Genomic DNA, 22,499 nt, shown 5'->3' on the forward strand with positions numbered 1-22,499 from the left:
CCGCCGTCCCGGGAGCGCCGGCCTCGCCCGCTGGAACGAGGAGGCCGGTGAGGTCGCGGATCCGGGAATGTGACCGGCGTCACCGCCCGGGCCGCGAACCCTCCGGGACGGCCGGTGATCCAAAACGGTGTGAGACACACATTCCGCACCCTGATCGCGACCGGCGCCGCCGCGGCCGCCGTGCTGTCGGGCACCGCCGCTCACGCCGCGACGATTCCGGACTTCAAGAAGCCGAAGATCTTCGGCACGACCTTCCAGGCCGATCCCGGTCACGACTTCACCAAGGGCATCCACTCCCGCCGCGACGGCATCCTCCGCGGCTGGATCACCGCGGTGCGCGGCCGGGTCGCCGAGTACGAGCCGATCCGCTGGAAGCGGGACAAGCACACCGAGGGTTACTTCGTCGGCCCGCCCGAGGGCGACGTGCGCGCCTACGCCTCCCCCTTCGCCTCCGGTGTGCGCTATCTCAGCGCCTACGGATGCACGAGCGCCGGCGGCCTGACGGTCGACCGGCGCACCGGGCTGGGCGCCAAGCGCTGCTCCGGGAGCACGCTGATCAAGCGGGTCGAGAACGAGAAGCGACCGGCGCTCATCACGGTGTACCGCGGCAAGATCGTCCAGGTTCAGGAGATCTACACCCCCTGATGCCGGTGACGCCCGGCTCCGGCGCCGTCAGCGCCCGAGCAGGATCAGCCGCAACCGCCTGCGGGGCCGCTTGCGCCGGAACGCCGCACGCTCGTTGACCTGGGGAAAAGGGGCCTCCGGGACGGGGAGCGCGAGGAAGGCGCACAGCGGCCCCCAGCCCTGCCGGACGTCGAAGACCAGCAGCCGGTCGGGCGGGATCGCGGCCTTCACCTCGGCGACGTGCCGCTCGAAGACCGCCAGGACGTGGGCGCGGTCGTCGATGCGGCCGTCGAAGACGCGGTCCATGACGGTCGCCCTGGCCATGCGCGGGTAGAGCGCGAAGTCCGGGGCCCGCCACGCCACCAGCCGGCGCGTGATCCTGCGGTGCAGGGGCATCGGCCGCCGCTCCGCCAGGGCGCTTTCGAAGACGGTCTCGCTGACGCTGTCGTACCACCGGTCCGGGTCGCGGACGGTGAGGACGACCTTCGCGCCGGGATAGTGCTCGGCCAGCTCCCGCCAGTACGCCGCGGCGGGCCAGTCCACCGCCGCCGGGAACCCGTCGAACACCTCCTCCCAGTCCCGGCTGCGCCCCTCGCCGACGTCGAGCCACTGGCGGACCCGGTACGGCTGCGCGATGACCGTGGACATGTGATAGCAGGGGCCGTACCCCAGCATCTCCAGCGCCGCCTTCAGCGACGCCGTACCGGTCCTGCCGAAACCCGCGCCGATCACCTTCACCTGAACCTCCGCAGGGCGTCCGGGCCCGCGGGCCGGGAGGGTCTCGCGCCGTGCCCGCTCCCGGACTCCGGGCGGCACGTCTCTGATCCGTCTCTGATCCGCGCCGTCTACCGTCGAGTCAACCGACAATCCGGTTATATGCCGACATGTCGTGACGCGCCTATGGCAACCGGCCGCGGATCCCCGAGGATGCCGCGGCGACCCGCCCGCGACCAGAGGAGCCGATCATGCCCAGTCCGCGGCCAGAGGAAGCGATCGCGCGCGGCCCCGCCGATCCCCCCTTCCCCCACCCGCTGCTGGAGTCGCTGCGCAACGCGCCCGACAGCGCGGCTTTCGAGCACGGGCCCCGGACCGTCTCACGGGGCGAGCTGCTGGAGACGATACGGCGCCTGGCGGGGGCGATGCGCGGGGCCGGTCTGGGTCCCGGCCGCGCCCTGGCCGTCCGCACCGCCCTGACGCCGGAGGCGTTCGCCGCCCACATGGCCGCGCACGCGCTGGGCTGCCGCGTCGTGGGCGTGCGCCCCGGCTATCCCGCCGGGCAGCTCGCCCACGTCCTCGGCACGGGGATCGACGCCCTCCTGCTCGATGCGTCCACCCTCACCCCGGAGCTGCCGGCGGCCGCCGGGCCGGTCGCGGTGCTGTCCCTCGGACCCGCCGGTCCCGGTGCGGCCGACCTGCTGGCCGTACCGGACGACGGCAGTCCCCTGGCCGTCACCGCCCGTCCGGACGACGTGGCCGCCCTGACCTTCACCAGCGGCAGCACCGGGCGGCCCAAGGGATGCGCGATCACCTACCGGGCGCTGAGCGCGCACTGGGCGTGGCAGCCCCGGGCGTGGTCCCCGGTCGCCGCCGCCTTCGCCCGCGACTTCGAGCGTTACCTGCTGTTCGGCACCCTGGCCAGCATGGTGGTCCTGGAGTTCCTGGCCCCGTGCCTGCTGGGCGGCGGCACCGCGGTGATCCCCGAGGAGGACGGACGGCCGCTGTTCCCGTACGCGATCGAGCGCCACCGGATCACCGGCTCCATCATCACCGTCCCCCGGCTGGGCCGGATGCTCGGCCTGCTGCGGACCGAGCCGGTCGACGTCGGCAGCCTGCGCGCGCTGATGGTCTCCGGATCGCCGATCAGCCCGCGCCGGCTGGCGGCGGCGGCCGACCTGCTGGGGCCCGTGGTCTACCAGGGATACGGCCAGACCGAGGCCGGATCGATCTCGATGCTCACCCCCGCCGACATCGCCCGGGGACCGGAACGCGTGCTGGCCTCGGTCGGCCGCCCGCATCCGGGCGTCGAGATCAGCGTCCGGGACGGGGACGGCCGGCAGGCGGCCCCGGGGACGACCGGCGAGATCCACGTGCGCAGCCCGTACGTGATGGCGGGTTACTGGGGGCGGCCCGAGGAGACCCGCGACACCCTGCGCGAGGGCTGGCTGCGCACCCGCGACCTCGGCCGCCTGGACGGGGAGGGCCTGCTGTACCTGACCGGCCGCACCCGGGACGTGATCATGGTCAACGCGATGGTGGTCTACGCCGGCCCGATCGAGCAGGTGCTGGCCGGTCATCCCGACGTGGAGGAGGCGTACGTGGCCGGGGCGCCGGACGAGCGCACCGGGGAGGCCGTCCACGCCTTCGTCGTGGCGGCCCCCGGCCGGGTCCCGGACCGCGACGCGCTGGCCGCGCTGGTCCGCGCCGAGCTCGGCGAGGACAGCGTCCCCCTGACGGTCACCACGGTGCCCGGCGTCCCGCTCGCCCCCGGCGGCAAGCCGGACAAACGCGCCCTGCTGGAGCGGTACGCGAGCCCGGCGCCCTGAACGGCCCGCTCTGATAATTCTCTGAGAATGCCCCGCCACCATTGCGGTTGAAGGTTCAATCACATCGTCGTGACGGAGGTTCCCGTGCCGGACAACGACGTCCTGGACTATCTGGTGATCGGCGCCGGCCCGGCGGGACTGCAGCTGGGGTACTTCCTCGGCCGGGCGGGGCGCAGCTATCTGATCCTGGAGGCGGGTCCCGCGCCGGGCATGTTCTTCCGGACCTTCCCGCGCCACCGCAGGCTCATCTCGATCAACAAGAGGCACACCGGATGGCACGACCCGGAGCTCAACCTCCGGATGGACTGGAACTCGCTGCTGTCGGACGACCCGGACCTGCTGTTCACCCGCTACAGCGACCGCTACTTCCCCGACGCCGGCGACATGGTCCGCTATCTCGCCGACTACGCCGGCGCCTGCGCTCTGCGCGTCGCCTGCGACACGCGGGCCGTCCGCATCGCCCGCGCGCCCGGCGCGGGCCCGTTCCGGGTGACCGACCAGCGCGGCCGGACGCGTGAGGCGCGGCGGCTGGTCGTCGCCACCGGGGTCACCCGGCCCAACGTCCCGCCGATCCCGGGCGTCGAGACCGCCGAGCTGTACGGCACCGCCTCCACCGATCCGGCCGACTACACCGACCTGCGCGTGCTCGTCGTCGGCAAGGGGAACTCGGGCTTCGAGACGGCCGACAACCTCGTCGAGACGGCGGCGGTGATCCACGTCGCCGGGCCGCGCTCCGTCCGGATGGCGTGGCGGACGCACTACGTCGGGCACCTGCGCGCGGTCAACAACGGCCTGCTCGACACCTACCAGCTCAAGTCCCAGAACGCGCTGCTGGACGGCGAGGTCAGGCGCATCGAGCGGCAGGCCGACGGCTCCTACCTGGTGACGGTGAGCTTCGTCCGCGCCGAGGAGGTCACCAAGGACATCCCCTACGACCGGGTGATCGTCTGCACCGGCTTCCGGTTCGACGCCTCGATCTTCGACGCCGGGTGCCGGCCGGAGCTGGCGATCGGGGACAGGTTCCCCGCGCTGACCCCCGCCTACGAGTCGGTCGACGTCCCCGGCCTGCACTTCGCCGGGACGCTGACGCAGTCGCGCGACTTCAAGCACGGCACCAGCGGGTTCATCCACGGTTTCCGGTACGGCGTGCGCGCGCTGCACCGCATCCTGGAGCAGCGGCACCACGGCGTCCCGTGGCCCGGCCGCGAGCTGCCCGCCGAGCCGGGAGCGCTGGCGGCCGCGGTGCTGGAGCGGGTCAACCGCTCCTCGGCGCTGTGGCAGCAGTTCGGCCTGCTGGCCGACGTCGTCGTCCTCGGCGGCGACGGTACGGCGCGCTATCTGGAGGAGGTCCCGGTCGGCCTGCAGGGACCGCCGGTCGGCGACGGCGGCCACTTCGCGATCACGCTGGAGTACGGGCCGGACCACGACAAGGCCGACCCCTTCGACGTCTCGGTCGGCCGGATCCGGCAGAGCGACGCCGGGCGTGCGGACGAGGGCCACTACCTGCATCCGGTGGTGCGGCACCACCGGCCGGGGGCGCCGACGGCGGTGCACCACGTCACCGAGAACCTGGAGAACGAGTGGACCTCCCGGGAGGTCCACCTCGAACCGCTCCGGGCCTTCTTCGCCCGCCGGACCGCCCCGATCCCGGCATGACGGGCGGGGCGGGATGGACACCCTGGCGCCGGGCACCCTGCGCGAGTTCGAGGCCGCGGCCCGCGCCCGCCTCGACCCGGCGCACTACGACTACTTCGCCGGCGGGGCCGGCGACGAGGTGACCCTGCGGGCCAACGAGGCCGCGTTCGAGCGGCTGACGCTGCTGCCGCGCGTGCTGCGCGGCGGCGCGAAACTCCGGACCGGCGTGACCCTGCTCGGTTGCCGCGCGGCCGTGCCCGTGCTGGTGGCGCCGACCGCCTTCCACCGGCTCGCCGACCCCGAGGGCGAGCGGGCCACGGCGCGGGCGGCCGCCGCCGCCGAGACGATCATGATCGTGAGCATGGCCGCCACCGTCGCCGTCGAGGACGTGGCCGCGGCGGCGCCGGGGGCCCGGCTGTGGTTCCAGCTCTACCTCCAGCCGGACATGGCCTTCACCGAGAGGCTCGTCCGGCGCGCCGAGGCGGCCGGCTGCGCGGCGCTGGTCGTCACGGTGGACTCGCCGGTCCTGGGCCTGCGGGACCGTGACCGGCGCAACGGCTTCCTGGACCTGCCGCCGGGCCTGTACTGCGAGAACATGCGCGACGGCGGGCGGGTGCGGCCGGTCGTCCTGTCCCCGGAGATCACCTGGGAGCACATCGGCCTGCTCCGGGAGATGACGGCGCTGCCGATCGCGCTCAAGGGCGTCCTGCACCCCGCCGACGCGCGCCTGGCGCTCGACCACGGCGTGGCGGCGCTGCTGGTCTCCAACCACGGCGGCCGTCAGCTCGACGCCGTCCCCGCCGCCGTCGACGCGCTGCCGGAGATCGCCGCCGCCGTCGGCGGAGCCGTACCCGTGCTGCTGGACGGAGGCGTGCGCCGCGGCACCGACGTCCTGAAGGCGCTGGCGCTGGGCGCGGACGCGGTCGCGGTCGGCCGCCCGGTGGTCTGGGGCCTGGCGGCCGGCGGCGAGCGGGGCGCGGCCCGGGTGCTCGGCCTGCTCCGCGAGGAGATCGAGCACGCGCTCACCCTGTGCGGCTGCACCTCGATCCACGACCTCGGCCCGGACATGGTGCGCGTCCACGGCGCGGGACCGGGCACGGCGCGCGTCCGCGACCCGGGACCGGACGGCGGGCCCGGCGCGGCGTGGCGGTCACGGTGAACGCGCCGGGCAGGGCGGTGGCGGCGGCGCTCGCCGCGTCCGCGGCGGTGAGCCTGCCGTGGTGGCTGCCCGGCAGGATCGTGGCGCTGCGCATGCGCCTGTTCGCCCGCGTCAACGGGGACGAGGGCATCCCCGTCCCCGGTGACCTGGTGGGCGTCGAGCGTTTCACCGAGGTCTACTCCCACCCGGCGGCCGGGGGCAGGAGCCGGGGGGCCGCGCTGTCGGACCTGTTCTGGTACTGGCTCTCACCCGGCGCCGAGGTGCACCAGGAGCACCTGGAGGCGGGCGGGCGCTACGACGAGGTCGCCCGCGCCACGCGCGGTTTCCTGGCCGTGCCGCGGGCGGAGGCCGAGGAGCTCGCCCGCCGCTGCGTGGCCCGGGCCCTGCCGGAAGTGCGGGGGCCGGACGGGCGGGGGCCGGAGGCACGGGGGACGGTCCGGTTGCGCGATCTGATGATGCCGGTCTGGGCGGAGTTCGCCTACGAGCTCGTCTTCGGCGAACGCTGCCCGCGGGCGGCGCGCGACCTGATCACCGCCGGTGCCGGCGACGTCGTCACCGCCCTGAAGTGCTGCGGGCTGCGGCACATGGACCGGCGCGACCGGCTGACCCGCTATCTCCTCGGCCGCCTGCCCGAGGTGCGGCGCCCCCTGCCGGCCGGGCTGACGGACCGGGAACGGGCGCTGTACCTGCAGGGCGTCTTCTTCACCACCGCGGTCGTCCAGCTGTCGGAGGCCGTGGCGCACCTGCTGATGGTCCTGGCGCAGCACCCGGACTCGCAGGCCAGGGTGCACGCGGGCGACGCACGCCACCTCGACCTGGTGATGGCGGAGACGCTGCGGCTCTATCCGCTCTTCGGCGTCGCCCACCGCATCACCACCGGCGCCATCCCGCTCGACGGGCGCACGACGATCCCGGCCGGCTCGGTGCTGTGCTTCGACTACCCCGCCTTCCACCGCTCGGGCCCGGCCGATCCCGGCCGATTCGACCCTGGCCGATTCGACCCCGATCGTTCCGGCCCCGATCGTTCCGGCCCCGATCGTTCCGGCCCCGGCCGGTCCGCGGCCGGGGAGCCCAACCACATCCCGTTCGGCGTGGCCGCCAACCGCCCCTGCCCGGCCTGGCGGCTGGCGCCGATCGTCATGCGCGTCGCGGCCCTGGAGGTCCTGCGCAGGTACGCCCTCGCCTCCACCGCCTCCCACACCCGGTCCCTGCCCAACCGCGGGCCGTGCCTGCTGACCCCCCGGGGCGCCGCCGTACGGCCCGGCCGCCGCGCGGTACTGCTGCTGTCCATGCGGGTCCGCGACCGCTGGGAGGACCTCTGGCGCAGCCTCCTGCAACTCGTCCTCGGCACCTACATGGTCTGGGACGCGCGCCGCCAGCGGCTGTGCGAGCGCCACTTCGCGGGCGCCGCACCCCCGGGCCGAACCTCTGACGGAGACAAGCCATGCCCGCTCTGACCGGGGCCGCAGCCGCCGACCCCGACCTCGAACTGATCCTCAAGGTGCTGCCCGCCCTGGTCGTCATCCTGCTGACCTCGGCGGTGTGCGGCCGCCTGGCGCTCACGGTGATGCAGCCGCGCGTCCTCGGCGAGATGATCGCCGGCGTCCTGCTCGGCCCGACGCTGTTCGGATGGCTGTTCCCCGAGGTCCAGGCCGCCCTGTTCCCACCGGAGATCAAACCGATCCTGTACGTGCTGAGCACCATCGGGCTGACGCTGTACATGTTCCTGGTGGGCGCCGGGATCGATCACGGCGCGAGCCCGCCGGGCGAGGTCCGCCGGGCCGTGGCGCTGGCGGGCTCGGGGATCCTCCCCTCCATGCTGCTGGGCTGCGGCGCCGGGTTCCTGCTGTACGGCACGCTCTCCCGCCCCGACGTCAGCCCGCTGGAGTTCGCCCTGTTCGTCGGCGGCGCACTGTCGCTGACGGCGTTCCCGATGCTGGCCAGGATCCTGTACGAGCGAGGGCTGGAGAACTCCCCGATCGGCCGGCTCACCCTGCTGGCGGCCTCCGTCGACGACGCCCTCGCCTGGTGCCTGCTGGCCGTGCTGTCGGCGATGCACCTGGGATCGGGGGCGCACGGCGCGCTGCCCACCATCGCCCTGACGGCGGTGTTCGCTGTGGTGATGCTGAAGATCGTCGCCCCGATGCTGCGCCCGCTGGGCAGGAGCGTCGCGCTGACCGGGCGGATCGGCCCGACCGGCATGTACGTCGTCGTCCTGGTGCCGCTCACGGCGGGCTGGCTCACCGACTGGATCGGCGTGTACGCGGTCTTCGGCGGGTTCTTCGCCGGGCTGGCGATGCCGCGCGACCCGGCCTTCCGCCGGGCGCTGCACGGCCGGATGATGGACCTCGTCTCGACCCTGCTGCTGCCGGTCTTCTTCACCTTCTCCGGGCTGAACACCCGGCTCGGCGGCATCACCGGCGGCGCCATGCTCCTGGCGTTCGCGACGGTCCTGGGCGCGGGCTTCTGCGGCAAGTACTTCGGCTGCTCGCTGACGATGAGGGCCATGGGGTTCGGCTGGCGCGAGTCCTACGCGGTGGGCGCGCTCATGAACGCGCGGGGGCTGATGATCCTCATCTTCATCAACATCGGCCTGGCGCAGGGCATGATCACCTCCGAGCTCTTCGCCATGCTCGTGCTGGTGGCCGTCATCACCACCGGCGGGGCGCTGCCGCTGTACAAGCTGGCGCTGCCGGAGCGCCACGAGCGCGCCCGGCGCGCGGCGCCCGGGGCCCCCGACCGTGAGCCGGTCCCCTCCGGCCCGCCGCGGCCGTCCGGTTGAGCCCCCGCCGTCGTCCGCCCGGCCCCGGCGCGCCCTGCGGCCGTCCGCCCCGCCGGACCCTGGTAATTCGGCGGTGGGGATGCAACGGTTGGTGGGTGGCTGGGACATCGGGCACAGCCGGCCCGCACTCCCGTCGGCTGCTGCTGATCGAAGACGACCGCGAGCTCGGGCGGATGCTGGTCGAGGTGTTCACCGAGCAGGGATACACCGTCGACCTGGCGCTGGAGGGGCAGCGCGGCCTGCACCTGGGACTGAGCCGCACCTACGACGCGATGATCGTCGACCGCGGACTGCCCGCGGTCGACGGGATCGACCTGCTGCTGCGGCTGCGGCGGCGGGCCGTCACCACGCCGGTGCTCGTGCTCACCGCCTTCGGCAGCCTCGCCGACCGGGTCGCCGGGCTCGACGCGGGCGCCGAGGACTATCTGGTCAAGCCGTTCGAGCTCGACGAGCTGCTGGCCAGGGTGCGGGCGCTGCACCGCAGGCACCTGGACCAGGCGGGGCTGCTGCCGCTCGGAACGGGATGGCTGGATCCCGAGGCCCACCTGGTACGGCTGCCGGCCGGCGGGCAGGTGGCGCTGTCCGGCCGGGAGTGCCGGCTGCTGCGCGAGCTCGCGGCCCGTCCGCGGCAGGTTCACACGCGAAGTTCACTGCGACAGCGGGTCTTCGACGGTGCCGACACGGAGTCCGTCGTGGACACCTACGTCTACTACCTGCGGAGCAAGCTGGGGGCGGGCGTCGTATGCACGGTACGAGGCGTGGGATACCGGCTGGGCGAGCTGTAGGGGGACCTCCCGCCAGGGGGCGTCCGCCCGATCCCGAGCGGCGGCTGCTGATCCGCGCCCGCCGCCGGATCACCCTCCAGGTGGCGGGCGCGTTCTCCGTGCTGCTCGCCCTCGTCGCGACGACGGTGTACTGCGTCACCGTCAACGGCCAGGAGGCCTCCGCGCGGCGCGGGCCCGCCGCCGTGACGGAGCGCTACCAGGCCGCGGCGGCCGAGCGCTACCAGGGCGCCGAGCGGGACCGGCTGCTGCGCACGCTCATCGCCGCCGAGGCCGCCGGGCTGCTGGCCGCGCTGCTGATCGGCCAGGGTCTCTCCCGCAGGGCGATCGCCCCGCTGGGCGAGGCCCTGACCCGCCAGCGCCGCTTCACCGCCGACGTCAGCCACGAGCTGCGCACGCCGCTGACCCGCCTGCACACCCGGGCCCAGCTCGTCGCCTGCCGGCTGCGGCGCGGCACCGACCCGGCCCTGGTCATGGACGACGTGGACCAGCTGGTCTCCGGCACCCGGCAGCTGGGCGAGGTGGTGGAGGACCTGCTGCTGGCGGCCCAGCTCAAACAGGCGCGCGGGTCGTTCGGCCCCGTCGACCTCGCCGCGCTGGCCGAGGAGCTGGCCGCGGCCGAGGCGGCCCGCGCCCGGGAGCGCGAGGTGACGATCGAGGTGCGCCGCCAGGACGCCGGCGACCACATCGTGCGCGGGGCGCAGCCGGCGCTGCGCCGGGTGATCTCGGCGCTCCTCGACAACGCCCTCGGCCACACCGGCGCGGGCGGCCACGTCTGGATGACCCTCTCCGGCGACCCGCGCACGGTCCAGCTCACCGTCAGGGACGACGGCGTGGGCCTCGACCCCCGCGACGCCGAACGCCTGTTCACCCGGTTCGTCGGCGGGGGCAACGGCGACCGGCGGGGTTTCGGCCTCGGTCTCGCCCTGGCCCGCGAGGTGGTGGACGGCCACCGCGGCACGATCACCGCCGACGGCCGGCCGGGGGCGGGGGCGGTGTTCACCGTCCGCCTCCCCGCGGCCGGCGGCGGCGGGGACGGGCGGCCGCCGGCCGGCTGAGGTCAGCGCGCCGTACCGTGCCGGCCGGCGAGCGCGTGTCCCGTGGTGACGTCGACGTGGGAGGGCACGGTCTCGTGGCGGTCGCCCACGCTCAGGGTGCCGGTCGGCTCGAACATCAGTATCGAGGCCCCGCCGGAGGAGGACGGCCGGTGCTCGACACCCCGCGGGACGACGAACACCGCCCCTCTGGGAAGGGTGACGGTCCGCTCCGCCGCGGAGGCGCCGTCGCCCTCGCGCAGGCTGATGTCCAGTTCGCCGTCCAGCACCAGGAAGAACTCGTCGGTGTCGTCATGGGCGTGCCAGACGTGCTCGCCCTCGACCTTGGCGATCCGGACGTCGTAGTCGTTCACCCGCGTGACGATCCGCGGACTCCACAGGTCGGTGAAGGTGGCCAGTGCAGCCTGCAGTTCGATCGGTTCGTTGCTCACCCGGTCACCATGCCCGCTGGCCGGACGGAACGGCGAGTGCTAGGAATCGCATATGTCGCAAGGATCCTCGCACCGGATCGTGATGATCGTCGGCTCCGGCTCGAACCCGTTCGAGCTGGGGGTGGCCACCGAGCTGTTCGGCCTGCGCCGTCCCGAACTGGACCGGCCGTGGTACGACTTCGGCCTGTGCGCCGCGGGCGGCGAGGTGGTCATGCACGCCGGGTTCTTCACCATGTCGGGCGTCGCCGGGCTGGAGGCGGTCGAGCGCGCGGACACGGTGATCGTGCCCAACCGGCCCGACCCGGAGGTCTCGCCGGACCCGGCGGTCCTGGACGCCGTCCGGCGCGCCGCCGGGCGCGGCGCCCGGCTGGTCAGCTTCTGCACCGGCGCCTTCGCCCTGGCGGCCGCGGGCGTGCTCGACGGCCGCCGGGCCACCACGCACTGGCGCTGGGCCGAGCTGTTCCGCTCCCGCTTCCCCGCCGTACGGCTTGAGCCGGACGTGTTGTTCGTGGACGACGGCGACGTGCTGACCTCCGCCGGCAGCGCCTCCGCGCTCGACCTGGGTCTGCACCTGATCCGCCGCGACCACGGCGCCGAGGTCGCCAACGCGGTGAGCCGGAGGCTGGTGTTCGCCGTCCACCGCGACGGCGGGCAGCGCCAGTTCGTCGAACGCCCGGTGGCCGGTGCGCCGGACGTCTCACTGGCGCCCCTCCTGCGCTGGGCACAGGAGAACCTGGACCGCCCGCTGACTGTCGCCGACCTGGCGGCCCGGGCCGCCGTCAGCCCGGCGACCCTGCACCGGCGCTTCCAGGCCGAGCTCGGCACCACCCCGCTGGCCTGGCTCACCGCCGAACGCGTCTGCCTGGCCTGCAGGCTCATCGAGCGCGGGGAGACCAGGCTGGAGGCGGTGGCCAGGGCCAGCGGCCTGGGCAGCGCCGCCAACCTGCGCGCGCAGATGCGGCGGCAGACCGGCCTCAGCCCTTCGGCCTACCGGGCCCGGTTCGCGCGGGTCGGCTGAGCGTCATCACACTCCGCAGGCATTCATATACTTCTCAATCAGTACGAAAAGCCATAAATCGTACATAAAGCCGCTTTACCCTTTTCGCTAGGCAGCGCCCCCGGGAACGCGGCTCCTCGCCCCACCACAAGGACAGCCATGTATCCCCAGCCCGTAGCAACCATGCCGCATGCGCCCGTACGGCCGATCCGTCCCGTCGGCGGACTGGCGATCACCGTCATCACCCTCCTGGGCTTCACCGCGCTCGCCGACCTGTTCGCCCTGGCCGCCGCCTTCGAACGAATCCCCGTCCTGTCCGCCCTCATGGAGGATCCCTACTCGGTGGAGACGGCCAAGGCGGAGGCCAGTGACATTCTCAATGCGTTGAGCTCACTGGCACAGATGGCGACCTACCTCATCACCGCGGTCGTCTTCGTGATCTGGCTGTTCCGGGCCCGCTCCAACGCCGAGGCCATGATGGACGTCCCGCACCGCCGCCACGCCGCCTGGATCGTCTTCGGCTGGGCCATGCCGATCGCCGGCTTCTGGTTCCCCCGCCAGATCGTCGACGACATCTGGACGACCTCCCGGCTGGGCGCCAGGGGCATCACCACCCTGTCGGGGCTCACCCTGAGCACCATCCGCCGCCCTGGGTTGGTACTGGCCTGGTGGCTGCTGTGGATCACCGGCGCGATCGTGCCCACCGCCGTCTACTTCTACCTCATGCTCGGCAAAGACCTGGAGTCCGATCTCCTGGCCGCCAAGAGCGAGGCCCTCTTCGCCGCACCGACCCTGGCCTGCGCCGTCCTGGCCGCGGTGATCGTCTGGAAGATCACCGACTTCCAGGAACGCCGCCGCCAGGCAGGCCCTCTGTTCCACTGATGAGAAAGAGGCGTCCGGCATCGGCCGCTTTCCAAAACTGTTTGGAGTGTTATATTCAAAACCAAACAGTGGAGGTCGGGCCATGGTCACTCTCACGTCTCCCCGCTCCCTCGACCCCGCCGCGCCGGGGCGGCGGCGCCGGCTGGTCCTGACGGCCGCCGGCCCGGTGTTCCTCCTGCTCATCCCCCTGGCCCTGTTCGGCCTGTACGGCGAGCACCTTCCGGACCGCCGCCCCGGGCAGGGCTGGTCCGCCGGACACGCCGTCGTCGTGATGGTCTACTTCGAGGCGATACTGCTCATCACCTTCCTGCGCTACCGGCATCTGCCCCGGGTCCAGCGGGTCCTGGTCGCCCTCGCCTTCTTCCTCGGCCTGTCGGTGCCGGTGACGGAGACGTTGTCGATGCTCGCGGCGGCCTCGGGCGCGACCGCCCGGCCCGGCTGGCACCTGGTGGTGGAGATCGCCGTCAGTGTGGGAGCGCCCGCGCTGGGCTGGGCGCTGGCGGGCCCGCTGCCGCCGTCGCCGGAGGCCACCGCCGCACCGCCGCCACACGTCCCCGCCATGGCGCTGGGCCCCCGGCAGCGCGCCGTGTTCACCGCCTCGGCCTGGTCGGTGCGCAGGCTGGCGGCGGCCGCGGCGCCGGCCGCGCTCACCGCGTACGCCGCCTCCGGAGACCCCCGCTCGTGGCAGGGCCCGGCGATGCTGGCGCTGTGGACGCTGTTCGAGGCCGCGCAGGCACGCACCCGCCTGCAGATCGACGGCTCGGGAGTCACCGTGCGCGTCCCCTGGCTGCCCGCCCTGCGGCGGACGGCGCCCTACGCGTCGATCCGGTCCGCCGAGGCCAGGGCAGAGGCCCCCGCCGGACGCTACAGACTGGACGACAGCCCGGCGGGCTGGGGCGTCGTCAGCGGGAGGGCGCCGGTGCTCGCTCTGGCCCTGGCCGACGGCCGCCGGTTCGTCTACTCCACGCGCGAGGCGGAGACCGCCGCCGCCCTGGTCAACGGATGGCTGCGCAGGCTACGACAGCCGGAGACGACACAGTGCTGATCACGATCGACCCCTCCTCGGCCCGGCCGCTCGCCGACCAGGTGGCCGACTCCGTCCGCGCCGCGCTGGCGTGCGGCACGGCCGCCCCCGGCGACCGGCTCCCCTCCGCCCGCACCGTGGCCGCCGCCCTCGGCATCAACCTGCACACCGTCCTGCGCGGCTACCAGCAGCTCCGCGACGAGGGCCTGATAGAGCTGCGCCGCGGCCGCACCGCCGTCATCACCGGCGCGGCCGACCAGCTCCGTCTCCGGCTCTCCGCGGCGGCCGAGGAGTTCGTCAGGGCCGCCCGGCGGACCGGAGCCTCCGACGAGGAGGCACTGGCCGCGGTCCACCGGTCGCTTCGGCGATGACGGGAGGATGCGGCTCTCCAGCGCGGCGGCGTCCTCAGCCGACAGATGCGGCATGAACCGCGCCGGACAGCAGCAGGATCGCCTGCGGCGTCAGACCTCGCATGCGGCTTCGCGGGGAAGGGTGCCGGAATCCTGTTCGAGCCGACCTCCTTGACTATGTAGATCACAAAGGTCGTCCGCACGACCCGAACCGGTCAGCGGGGCACCGCGGCGCGGTCGAGGAACCGGCGCAGCCCGTCGCGCACCCCGTCGGTCGGCACGGTGGCGGCGAAGCAGGCGGCCTCGACCGCCAGTCCTTCGTCGATCGGCAGGTTGACGCCCCGGGTGACCGAACGCAGGCAGGCCGCCACGGCCGTCGGCGCGTGCCGGATGATCCGGGCCGCCAGGTCCCGCGCGGCGGCGAGGAGATCGCCGGCGGGGACGACGGCGTTGACCAGGCCGATCTCGGCGGCCCGCGCGGCGGGGATCGGGTCCCCGGTCAGGATCATCTCCAGGCCGCGCTTGCGGCCGACGTGGCGCGGCAGCCGCTGGGAGCCGCCGAACGGCGGGGGGAAACCGAGGGCGATCTCGGGCTTGGCGAACGTCGCGTGCCCGGCGGCGATCGCCAGCGGAGCGGCCTCGACGATCTCGCAGCCGCCGCCGTAGGCCAGGCCGTTGACCGCGGCGATCACCGGCTTGGGGAACTCCTCGATCCGCCGGGTCAGCGCGTGACCGCGCCGGACGATCTCGCGGAGAGCGCGCTCGGTCCCGCCCGCGATGCTCCCGGCCAGAGACGGGATGTCCGCGCCCGCGCTGAACGCCCTGGGACCGGCCCCGGTCAGGACGACCGCGCGGGCCGAGTCGTCGGACTCGATGCGCTCGAGCGCGGCCAGCAGCGTGTCGATCGTCGGATAGTCGAGCGCGTTGAGCTTGCGCTCCCGGTCGATGGTGATCGTGATCAGGCTGTCGTTCTGCCCGATGTGGACGGTCATGCGCTCGGGACTCCGTTCGCTGGGGGTCGGCCGTACCGAGCCTAGGAGCCGTAATCTGGGACGATCGAATAATCGTCCTAGATACAGCAGCGTCCCGGCTTCAGGGGGTCCGGCATCCGGTCACCGCTCTACAAGGCCATCGTCGAGGAGTTCGCCGCGGCGATCCGCTCCGGCGCGCTCCCGGCGGGCGCCCGCCTTCCGGCGCACCGCGATCTCGCGCGGGAGCGGCGGATCGCACTGGCCACGGCCACCCGGGTCTACGCCGAACTGGCCGCGATGGGGCTGGTCGCGGGCGAGCCGGGGCGCGGGACGTTCGTCCGGCACCAGGCGGGCTACGACGGGCCGGAGCCCTCGCGTGCCCTGCCGGTGCCGCGCGTGGCCGACCTGTCGTTCAACCAGCCGCTGGCCCACGGCCAGGCCGACCGGCTGCGCCTGGCGCTGCGGGCCCTCTCCTCCTCGGGTGAGATCGAGTCGCTGCTCCGCCAGCACCCGCCGGGCGGGCGCCCGCACGACCGCGCGGTCGTGGCCACCTACCTGCTCGATCGCGCGATCGACGCCGCACCGGCCGACGTCGTGCTGACCGGCGGGACCCAGCAGGCGCTCGACTGCGTGCTGCGCGCGCTCACCCGGCCGGGCGACGTCCTGGCCGTCGACGCGCTCAGCTACCCGGGCATCAGGCTGCTCGCCTCCCAGCACGGCCTGGAGCTGGCCCCCGTCCCGGTGACACCGACCGGCCCGGACCTCGGCGCGCTGGAGCGGCTGTGCCGCGTGCGGCGCGTCCGTGCGATCTACGCGATCCCCACGGTGCACAACCCGCTGGGCTGGGTGCTCGACCGGGAGCAGCGGCTGCGGCTGGCCGCCACGGCGCGCGCCCACGACTGCGTGATCATCGAGGACGGCACCTACGCGTTCCTGGAGGCCGCGCCGCCCCCTCCGCTGCGGACGCTCGCCCCCGAACGCACCTGCTACGTCGCCGGCCTGTCCAAGAACGTCGCGACCGGACTCCGGTTCGGCTTCGCCGTGGTGCCCGCCCGGCACGTCGCAGCCGTCACCAGGAGCCTGCGGGCGGCCTCGTGGGGCGTGCCGGGTCTCGTCGTCGCGCTCGCCACCGGCTGGATCGCCGACGGCACGGTCGCGCGGCTGGAGCGGGACCGCCGCGAGGACGCCGCCGCGCGGCAGGACATCGCCCGGGCCGCGCTGGCCGGCATGGACCTCACGGCGCACCCCGTCTCCTACAGCGTGTGGCTCGGCCTGGAGCCGCACCAGCGTCCCGACCACGTCGCGGCGCTCCTCGCACGGGAGGGGATCCTCGTCTCCACCGCCGACGCGTTCGCCACCGGCCCCTCCCGTCCCCGCGCCCTCCGGCTGGCGCTGGGCACGCCGCCGCTGGACGGGCTCGGGCCGGCGCTGCGCCGCCTGCGCTGTGCGATCGAGGCGATCCCGCCGTGACGGGCCGCCGGTCCGGCGCGGAGACCGGCAGCGTGACGGACGTGCCCGCCGAGCGCGGGCCCGGCACGAGAGCCGCAGTGTGGCGGACGTGCCCCCCTTGAGGGGCCGGCGCCCGCGAAGGCTCACGGGGCCCCTTCAGCACACCTTCACGTACGGCGTGTCGCCGCCCACGTGCTCCTGCCACTCAGCGGACGTCAGCGAACGGCCCGCCCGCCCGCACACCTCGGCCAGGGCGCGCCGGGGATCGAGCGGCAGGCTCTGGAAGCCTCCGTCCGGGCCGAGCATGTACAGCGTGCCGCCGTCCCGGGAGAAGGCGGCGAAGGGCGCGTCCACGCCGTAGTCCGTCTCCCCGTCCACGGCGGCTCCCTGCGGCGCGCCGAGCTGCTGACCGGTGGCGACGTCGAACAGGGTGACCTGGGTGCCGTGCGCGACGGCGAGGATGCTCCCGTCGGGAGAGAACTTCGCGTTCCGCGCCCGGCCGGGCAGCCGGAACAGCTGCCCGGCCGGTTTCCAGGTCCGGGTGTCCCACAGGGTCACCGCCCTGGTGCCGTACGGCGAGACGGCCAGGGAGCCGGTGGGGGCGAGCACCATCCACTCCCGGGCGAGCGTGCCGGGCCCCTTCTCCCGCGGCAGCACCTTCCCGGCGCGCAGGTCGATCACGTCGACCCCGCCCGGATCCGCGGTGACCAGAGTCGTGCCGTCGGGGCTGAAGGACAGCGCCCCTGCGGCGACCGGCCGGAACCGCTTGACGACTTTCCCGCGGCCGAGATCGACGACCTCGACGCTTCCCCCGCCGTGGTAGTCGTTGGGCAGGCCGGCGCTGACCGCCAGGAGGCGGCCGTCCGGGCTGATCTCCAGATCGGTCTTCTCGGCGCCGCCGAGTTCCAGCTCGACCTCGCGCAGCCGGCGCCGGGTGGCCACGTCCCACAGCTCCACCCCCTCGACCGAGTTGTTCATGAAGCTGGTCGCCAGGGTGCGCCCGTCCGGGGTGACGGCCAGGCCCACCTCCTCGGACTCGTCGCCCGTACCGACTCCGATCTTCAGATCCCTCTCGGTGAGCGCGGGCGGCGACCAGGTACGGACGGTCCCGTCGGTCACCCCGAACAGGGTGTCCGCGGCGGAGCGCACCCGGGTGACATCGGTCCGCGCGCGCGGCGGGCGTGTCTGGCGGCCGATGTCGTAGACGGTGACCTGTCCCGAATCGTCCAGCACGGTCAGCATCCGGTCGTCGGCGCTGATCCTCGGCGGTCCGGCGACGCCGGAGGTCATGGTAAGACGGAGCAGCTGGACGGCGTCGCTCAGCCGCCACAGCAACAGGGTGGACCGCCCCGACTCGGCGCCGAAGGTGATCAGGAACTCACCGTCGGCGCTGAAGACCGCCTCGCCGCCCGCGCCTTCGAGCTCCCGCTCATCCCACGCGCCGTGCGACAGGTCCCACAACCGCACCTTCCCCTCACGCTCCACGGCGGCGATCTCGCCGTCGGGTGAGAAGGCCAGCACCTGGTCGGCGAGGTCGCCGGGGAGCTGTTTCTTCTCCACCGGGCCGTCCCCGGGGAAGGTCCGCAGCTTCCCTGCGCCGGAGTTGTCGCCGACCACGCCGAAGCGATCCCCCGGCCCCAGGACCGCGTCACCCACCTCCGTGACGCCCGAAGGCGCATCCTGCGGCAGCTCCAGCTTGCGGCGCGTGACGTTCCACAGTCCGCGGAACGGCCCGCCCACGTTCTCGTGCACGTGCAGGTAGCCGCCGCCCGGGCTGAAACGCAGCTCACTGGGATCGCCCCCGCTCCCCCCGTCCGCCCGGAAGCTCCGGGGAAGCGACGGGCCGCCGCCCAGGGGCTTTCCGGTGCGCAGGCTCCACAGCCGGACACCGTCCCCGCCGAGGGCCAGAGTGTCGCCGTCCGGGCCGAGCGCGGCGCTGGAAGGGCCCCTGCCGACCCCGGTGAACGTCGTGATCGTCTTGCCGGTCCGCACGTCGTACGCGGTCACCCTGTCGCCGCCCGCGCTGACCAGCACCCGGCCGTCCTCGCTCAGCGCGCGTCCGGTGTTGGCCGCAACCGGGTCGGTGAAGACGTGCCGCTGCTGCTGACCGAGGGAGCCGAACACCGCCGCCCTGGCCTCGGGGACGTCCGCGACGCGGTAGGCGGCGACGCTCAGCAGCATCGCCTTGGCCGGGTCGCGGTCACGGAGCGCGTCGGCCTGCAGGGCCAGCCGCCGGGCGGTGACCTGCGCGCGCTGCTCGGCCAGCCGCCGGTCGCTCTCGTCGCTCCTGCGTGACTGCTGCCAGGCGAGTGCGCCGCCCGTGAGCGAGGCGACGAGCAGTACGGCCATGCCCGCGCTCACCAGCCTGCGCCGCCTGCGCCGCTGCAGGGAGCGGGCCCTGCTCGTCCGGACGAACTCCGTCTCGGTGGGATTGAGCCGCACCCGGGCGGAGGAGGTCCAGGTCAGTGCCGCGTGCAGGGCGCTGCCCTGCAGGAGGTCCTCGGGGTGGTGCCCGTTGGCCGCCCAGTGGTAGGCGGCCTCGCCGAGCCGGCGATGGCGGCCGATCGCCTCGTGGTCGGCGCTGATCCACTCGTGCAGCCGCGGCCAGGCGTGCAGGAGCGCCGCCTTGCCCATGGTGACCGTGCCGGCCGTGACCCGGACGAGCGCGGCCTGCTCCAGCTCGGTCAGCACCTGCCGGGCGGGATCGGGCAGGCCCTCGGTCAGCTCGCCGAGCCCGGCGGCGCGCGGCAGCTGCGTGTCGTCGCGCACGTCCACCAGGCGCAGCAGCATGTCCCGCATCATGTCGCGCCCGGCCGGCGGCAGCCCGGCGTAGACCTGCTCGGCGACCACGCCCAGAGGGGGCTCGGCGGCCAGGGCGTCCGGAGGCCGTACTCCCGTCGCGGCCTGCGCGCCGTCCGACAGCAGGTCCTCCCCGGCCGGCGGGGCGCCGCCGCCGAGCAGTGCGAGCAGCAGTTGCTGCGCCGAAGGACGCGAGGCCGGTTCCTTCGACAGCGCCGCGCCGACGAGGTCGCGCAGCTTGCCCGGCAGCATGCCGAGGTCGGGATCGTGGGTCAGCAACCGGTTGATCACCGCGACCGGCGCGGGACCGGTGAACGCGTCACGGCCGGTGGCGGCGAACAGCACCACCGCGCCCCAGGCGAACACGTCCGCGGCGGGCTCCGCCTGGCCGCCCGCGAACAGCTCGGGCGCCATGTACGAGGGGGTGCCCATCAGCTCCTCGGTGGTGGCCGCCGAGGCGTCCGAGGTCCGGGCGATGCCGAAGTCGATGACCCGGGGCCCGTCGGGGCCCAGCAGCACGTTCTCCGGTTTCAGGTCGCGGTGCACCACGTGCGCCTGGTGGATGGCGGCCAGCGCGGTGGCGATGCTGATCGCCAGCCGGTGCAGGGCGTCGCCGTCCAGGGGTCCTTCCTGGTTCACCGCCCGGCGCAGGCTCGGGCCCGGGACGAACTCGCTGACGATGTACGGCCGCTCGCCCTCGAGGTCGTGGTCGATCACGCGGGCCGTGCAGAACGGGGGAACCCGCCGCAGCGCCCGGACCTCCTTGCCGAAGCGCCGCCGGAAGGCGGGGTCGCCCACGAGGTGCGGGTGCAGCAGTTTGACGGCGACCCTGTTGGCGGCGGCGTCGTAGGCCTCGAAGACCACACCCTGCCCGCCCGACCCCAGCCGCGTCGCCGGCCAGTAATCCCCCAGGCGTACCGGGTCCCCCGAGCGCAAGCCTTCTGTTTCCACGCACCCTTAGATGCATGATCGGCCCGGCCGGTTGTCGTGGAGATCGGCCGGGCCGTACGGGTCACGCGTTGTAGTAGGTGTAGAGCGGCTTCCAGGTGCCGGAGTACAGGCAGTTCAGCGACGGCTTGGCCGCCTTGCCCTCGGAGCAGATCTTGAACTCGACCTCGTAGACGCCGGTGTGGGAGAAGGTGAACTTGCGCGGCTTGTCATAGGAGCAGGTGCGGTAGTTGCGGTGCTTGAGGGCCACCTTGCCGCCGGACGCCTTGACGGAGACGCGGAACAGGGCCCAGCCGCAGGCCGGCTTGCGGGTCAGGTCGGTGACGGCGCCGGTGACCGTGACCCGGGCCGCGGGCGCGCTGCGGTCGTCCTTGGGCGTGGCCGTCAGCGAGCCGGAGGCCACGGCCTTGCGGCCGGCGGCGTGGTAGGGCCCCCACGAGGCGGGGGCGGCGGTCTGCGCGTCCGTGGCCTGTACGGCCGGACCGGTGGCGGCGTGGGCGGCGGCCGGGGCGAGGAGGGCGATGCCTGCGAGGGAGATGACGGCCAGAGCACGAGCGGTGTTCATCCGGGGGCCTTTCCTGCGGTCTGCGACTGAGCACAATGTGCGGCGAGTTGCTTTCAGCCCGCTTGAGGCCGGACTGCAGGCAGGTATCCGGCGGCGTTACCGGAGAAAACTGATACGGCTGGGACAGGACGGTCTCCTGCCTTCTGTTCTTTACCCGACCCGTGAGCTGCGGCAGATGATCGGCGGTCGCAACCGGGTACGGCCTACCCGGGAGGATCTCTCGACGGAGCGGACGGAAGGCCGAGAATGACCAAGTCGCCGGAGGCGGCCGACGAGACCGGGCGTGTACGGGAGCTCGACGAGCTGAACGCGCTGGAGAGCCTGCTGGAGCCGGACTTCCAGGCCATCGCCATCTCGGCCGCGCACGTCTGCGAGGCGCCGATCGCGCTGGTCAATCTGGTCGCCGAGAAACGTCAGTACGTCAAGGGGCGGGCCGGCACCGATCTGACCGGGGTGAACCCGGCGGTCCCGTTCTGCGAGCACACCATCGCCGGGCGGGAGTTCCTGGAGATCCACGACGCGCGGGCCGACCCGCGCTTCCGTGATCACCCGATCGTGACCGGCCCTCCCCGGACGCGCTTCTACGCGGGCATGCCGATGATCACCCGCCAGGGCAACGCCCTGGGCACGGTCTGCGTGATGAGCCCCCGCCCGGACCGGCTGGACGAGGCCCAGCGCCAGGCCCTGCACACTCTGGCCACCCACGCCGTCACCCTGATCGAGCTGCACGGGCGCGCCCACCAGGCCGAAGAGGTCGTCCGGCGGCTGGGCGCCCTGGAGAAGCTGAAGAACCAGTTCCTGAGCAACCTCAACCACGAGCTGCGCACCCCGCTCACCTCGATCCGCAGCTATCTGGAACTGGTCCAGGAGGGCGGCCTGAACGAGGCCACCGAGCAGCGTTTTCTGCGCATCATCGAGCACAACAGCGGCCGCATGCTGCATCTGATCAACACGTTGCTGCTGATGGCCGGCCTGAAGGCGCAGACCGCCACCTTCACCCCGGACTCGGTCGACCTGTCCGACCTGGCCCGCCAGGCGGTCGAGCGGGTCGACCCCGCGGCCGAGCTCAAGGAACTACAGCTCAACCTGCACGCCCGTGACCGGGTTCGGGTGTGGGCCGACGCCGAGCAGCTGCGCAACGCGCTGCTGCAGGTGCTGGACAACGCGATCAAGTTCACCGACCGCGGCGGCGCCGTCGACGTGGTCGTCGTCGCCGGCCCCCCGCCCGAGGTGGAGGTCCACGACACCGGCGTCGGGGTGGAGTCCGAGGACCTGCGGCGCGTCTTCGAGGAGTTCTACCGGACCCGGCAGGCCGAGGAGCAGGCCGCCGGAGGAACCGGGATCGGACTGTCCATCGTCGAGAAGATCATGGAGATGCACGGCGGCGCCGCCCGGATGGAGAAGGAGACGCACGAGGGCGTGTGCGTCCACCTCACGCTGCCCTCCTCAGCGCTTCTCCCCGATCCCGGCCGCCCCGATCCTTCCGGCGGGTCGTGACGGCTC

The 22,499-nt window shown here is 73.7% G+C and carries 19 protein-coding genes; 14 read left to right on the forward strand and 5 right to left on the reverse strand.

The window, feature by feature from the left end; all coding sequences use genetic code 11:
- Positions 1–129: 129 nt before the first annotated feature.
- Entirely contained in the window at positions 130–645 is a 516-nt protein-coding gene (locus tag Pta02_RS31910) for a hypothetical protein (RefSeq protein WP_239131384.1), read from the forward strand.
- Positions 646–672: 27 nt separating this feature from the next.
- Here the strand turns inward: Pta02_RS31910 and Pta02_RS31915 are convergent, their stop codons facing one another.
- Positions 673–1,362 (reverse strand): sulfotransferase family protein, encoded by a 690-nt coding sequence (locus tag Pta02_RS31915; RefSeq protein WP_203878703.1) that lies wholly within the window; start codon positions 1,360–1,362, stop codon positions 673–675.
- A gap of 227 nt (positions 1,363–1,589) precedes the next feature.
- Between Pta02_RS31915 and Pta02_RS31920 the strand changes: the two genes are divergently transcribed.
- The 7 genes from Pta02_RS31920 (at position 1,590) to Pta02_RS31950 (ending at position 10,583) form a co-directional block, all read left to right on the forward strand.
- Complete coding sequence (locus Pta02_RS31920) at positions 1,590–3,167, forward strand: class I adenylate-forming enzyme family protein (RefSeq protein ID WP_203878704.1); 1,578 nt, start codon at positions 1,590–1,592, stop codon at positions 3,165–3,167.
- An 84-nt stretch (positions 3,168–3,251) separates the two neighbouring features.
- Positions 3,252–4,823: an NAD(P)-binding domain-containing protein gene (locus tag Pta02_RS31925; protein WP_203878705.1), complete on the forward strand. Its 1,572-nt coding sequence runs from the start codon at positions 3,252–3,254 to the stop codon at positions 4,821–4,823.
- A gap of 13 nt (positions 4,824–4,836) precedes the next feature.
- A complete protein-coding gene (locus Pta02_RS31930) occupies positions 4,837–5,961 on the forward strand; it encodes an alpha-hydroxy acid oxidase (RefSeq protein ID WP_203878706.1) in 1,125 nt (374 codons plus the stop codon).
- Positions 5,946–7,418: a cytochrome P450 gene (locus tag Pta02_RS31935; RefSeq protein WP_203878707.1), complete on the forward strand. Its 1,473-nt coding sequence runs from the start codon at positions 5,946–5,948 to the stop codon at positions 7,416–7,418. The genes Pta02_RS31930 and Pta02_RS31935 overlap by 16 nt, the downstream gene beginning before the upstream one ends.
- Entirely contained in the window at positions 7,406–8,743 is a 1,338-nt protein-coding gene (locus Pta02_RS31940; RefSeq protein WP_203878708.1) for a cation:proton antiporter, read from the forward strand. Before Pta02_RS31935 ends, Pta02_RS31940 begins: the two co-directional genes overlap by 13 nt.
- A 95-nt stretch (positions 8,744–8,838) precedes the next feature.
- Positions 8,839–9,528 carry a response regulator transcription factor gene (locus tag Pta02_RS31945; protein ID WP_203878709.1) on the forward strand — a complete coding sequence of 230 codons (690 nt, stop codon included), beginning with the start codon at positions 8,839–8,841 and terminating at the stop codon, positions 9,526–9,528.
- 80 nt (positions 9,529–9,608) lie between these two features.
- Positions 9,609–10,583 carry a sensor histidine kinase gene (locus Pta02_RS31950; protein ID WP_203878710.1) on the forward strand — a complete coding sequence of 325 codons (975 nt, stop codon included), beginning with the start codon at positions 9,609–9,611 and terminating at the stop codon, positions 10,581–10,583.
- A 2-nt stretch (positions 10,584–10,585) separates the two neighbouring features.
- Here the strand turns inward: Pta02_RS31950 and Pta02_RS31955 are convergent, their stop codons facing one another.
- A complete protein-coding gene (locus tag Pta02_RS31955) occupies positions 10,586–11,011 on the reverse strand; it encodes a cupin domain-containing protein (RefSeq protein ID WP_203878711.1) in 426 nt (141 codons plus the stop codon).
- A 52-nt stretch (positions 11,012–11,063) separates the two neighbouring features.
- Here Pta02_RS31955 and Pta02_RS31960 point away from each other — a divergent pair, with 52 nt between their 5' ends.
- The 4 genes from Pta02_RS31960 to Pta02_RS31975 all read left to right on the forward strand — a co-directional run bounded on the left by Pta02_RS31960 (position 11,064) and on the right by Pta02_RS31975 (position 14,285).
- The gene (locus Pta02_RS31960) at positions 11,064–12,029 is read left to right on the forward strand and encodes a helix-turn-helix domain-containing protein (protein ID WP_203878712.1); all 966 of its coding nucleotides are present in this window, start codon (positions 11,064–11,066) and stop codon (positions 12,027–12,029) included.
- A 162-nt stretch (positions 12,030–12,191) separates the two neighbouring features.
- On the forward strand, positions 12,192–12,890 hold the full coding sequence (locus tag Pta02_RS31965; RefSeq protein WP_203878713.1) for a DUF4328 domain-containing protein: 699 nt from the start codon (positions 12,192–12,194) through the stop codon (positions 12,888–12,890).
- Between the two features lie 82 nt (positions 12,891–12,972).
- Complete coding sequence (locus tag Pta02_RS31970) at positions 12,973–13,935, forward strand: hypothetical protein (RefSeq protein WP_203878714.1); 963 nt, start codon at positions 12,973–12,975, stop codon at positions 13,933–13,935.
- The gene (locus Pta02_RS31975) at positions 13,929–14,285 is read left to right on the forward strand and encodes a GntR family transcriptional regulator (RefSeq protein ID WP_203878715.1); all 357 of its coding nucleotides are present in this window, start codon (positions 13,929–13,931) and stop codon (positions 14,283–14,285) included. The genes Pta02_RS31970 and Pta02_RS31975 overlap by 7 nt, the downstream gene beginning before the upstream one ends.
- A 194-nt stretch (positions 14,286–14,479) precedes the next feature.
- Here the strand turns inward: Pta02_RS31975 and Pta02_RS31980 are convergent, their stop codons facing one another.
- Entirely contained in the window at positions 14,480–15,256 is a 777-nt protein-coding gene (locus tag Pta02_RS31980) for an enoyl-CoA hydratase-related protein (protein ID WP_203878716.1), read from the reverse strand.
- Positions 15,257–15,394: 138 nt separating this feature from the next.
- Between Pta02_RS31980 and Pta02_RS31985 the strand changes: the two genes are divergently transcribed.
- On the forward strand, positions 15,395–16,705 hold the full coding sequence (locus Pta02_RS31985) for an aminotransferase-like domain-containing protein (RefSeq protein WP_275423634.1): 1,311 nt from the start codon (positions 15,395–15,397) through the stop codon (positions 16,703–16,705).
- A gap of 135 nt (positions 16,706–16,840) precedes the next feature.
- Here the strand turns inward: Pta02_RS31985 and Pta02_RS31990 are convergent, their stop codons facing one another.
- Together Pta02_RS31990 and Pta02_RS31995 are read right to left on the reverse strand one after the other, a co-directional pair.
- The gene (locus tag Pta02_RS31990; protein ID WP_203878718.1) at positions 16,841–20,434 is read right to left on the reverse strand and encodes a serine/threonine-protein kinase; all 3,594 of its coding nucleotides are present in this window, start codon (positions 20,432–20,434) and stop codon (positions 16,841–16,843) included.
- A 61-nt stretch (positions 20,435–20,495) separates the two neighbouring features.
- On the reverse strand, positions 20,496–20,996 hold the full coding sequence (locus Pta02_RS31995) for a hypothetical protein (protein ID WP_203878719.1): 501 nt from the start codon (positions 20,994–20,996) through the stop codon (positions 20,496–20,498).
- A gap of 246 nt (positions 20,997–21,242) precedes the next feature.
- On the opposite strand from Pta02_RS31995, the gene Pta02_RS32000 reads away from it, so the two are divergent.
- Positions 21,243–22,493 carry a GAF domain-containing sensor histidine kinase gene (locus tag Pta02_RS32000; protein WP_203878720.1) on the forward strand — a complete coding sequence of 417 codons (1,251 nt, stop codon included), beginning with the start codon at positions 21,243–21,245 and terminating at the stop codon, positions 22,491–22,493.
- Positions 22,494–22,499 lie beyond the last annotated feature (6 nt).

The organism is Paraplanobispora takensis (assembly GCF_016863195.1).
Taxonomy (GTDB): Bacteria; Actinomycetota; Actinomycetes; order Streptosporangiales; family Streptosporangiaceae; genus Planobispora; species Planobispora takensis.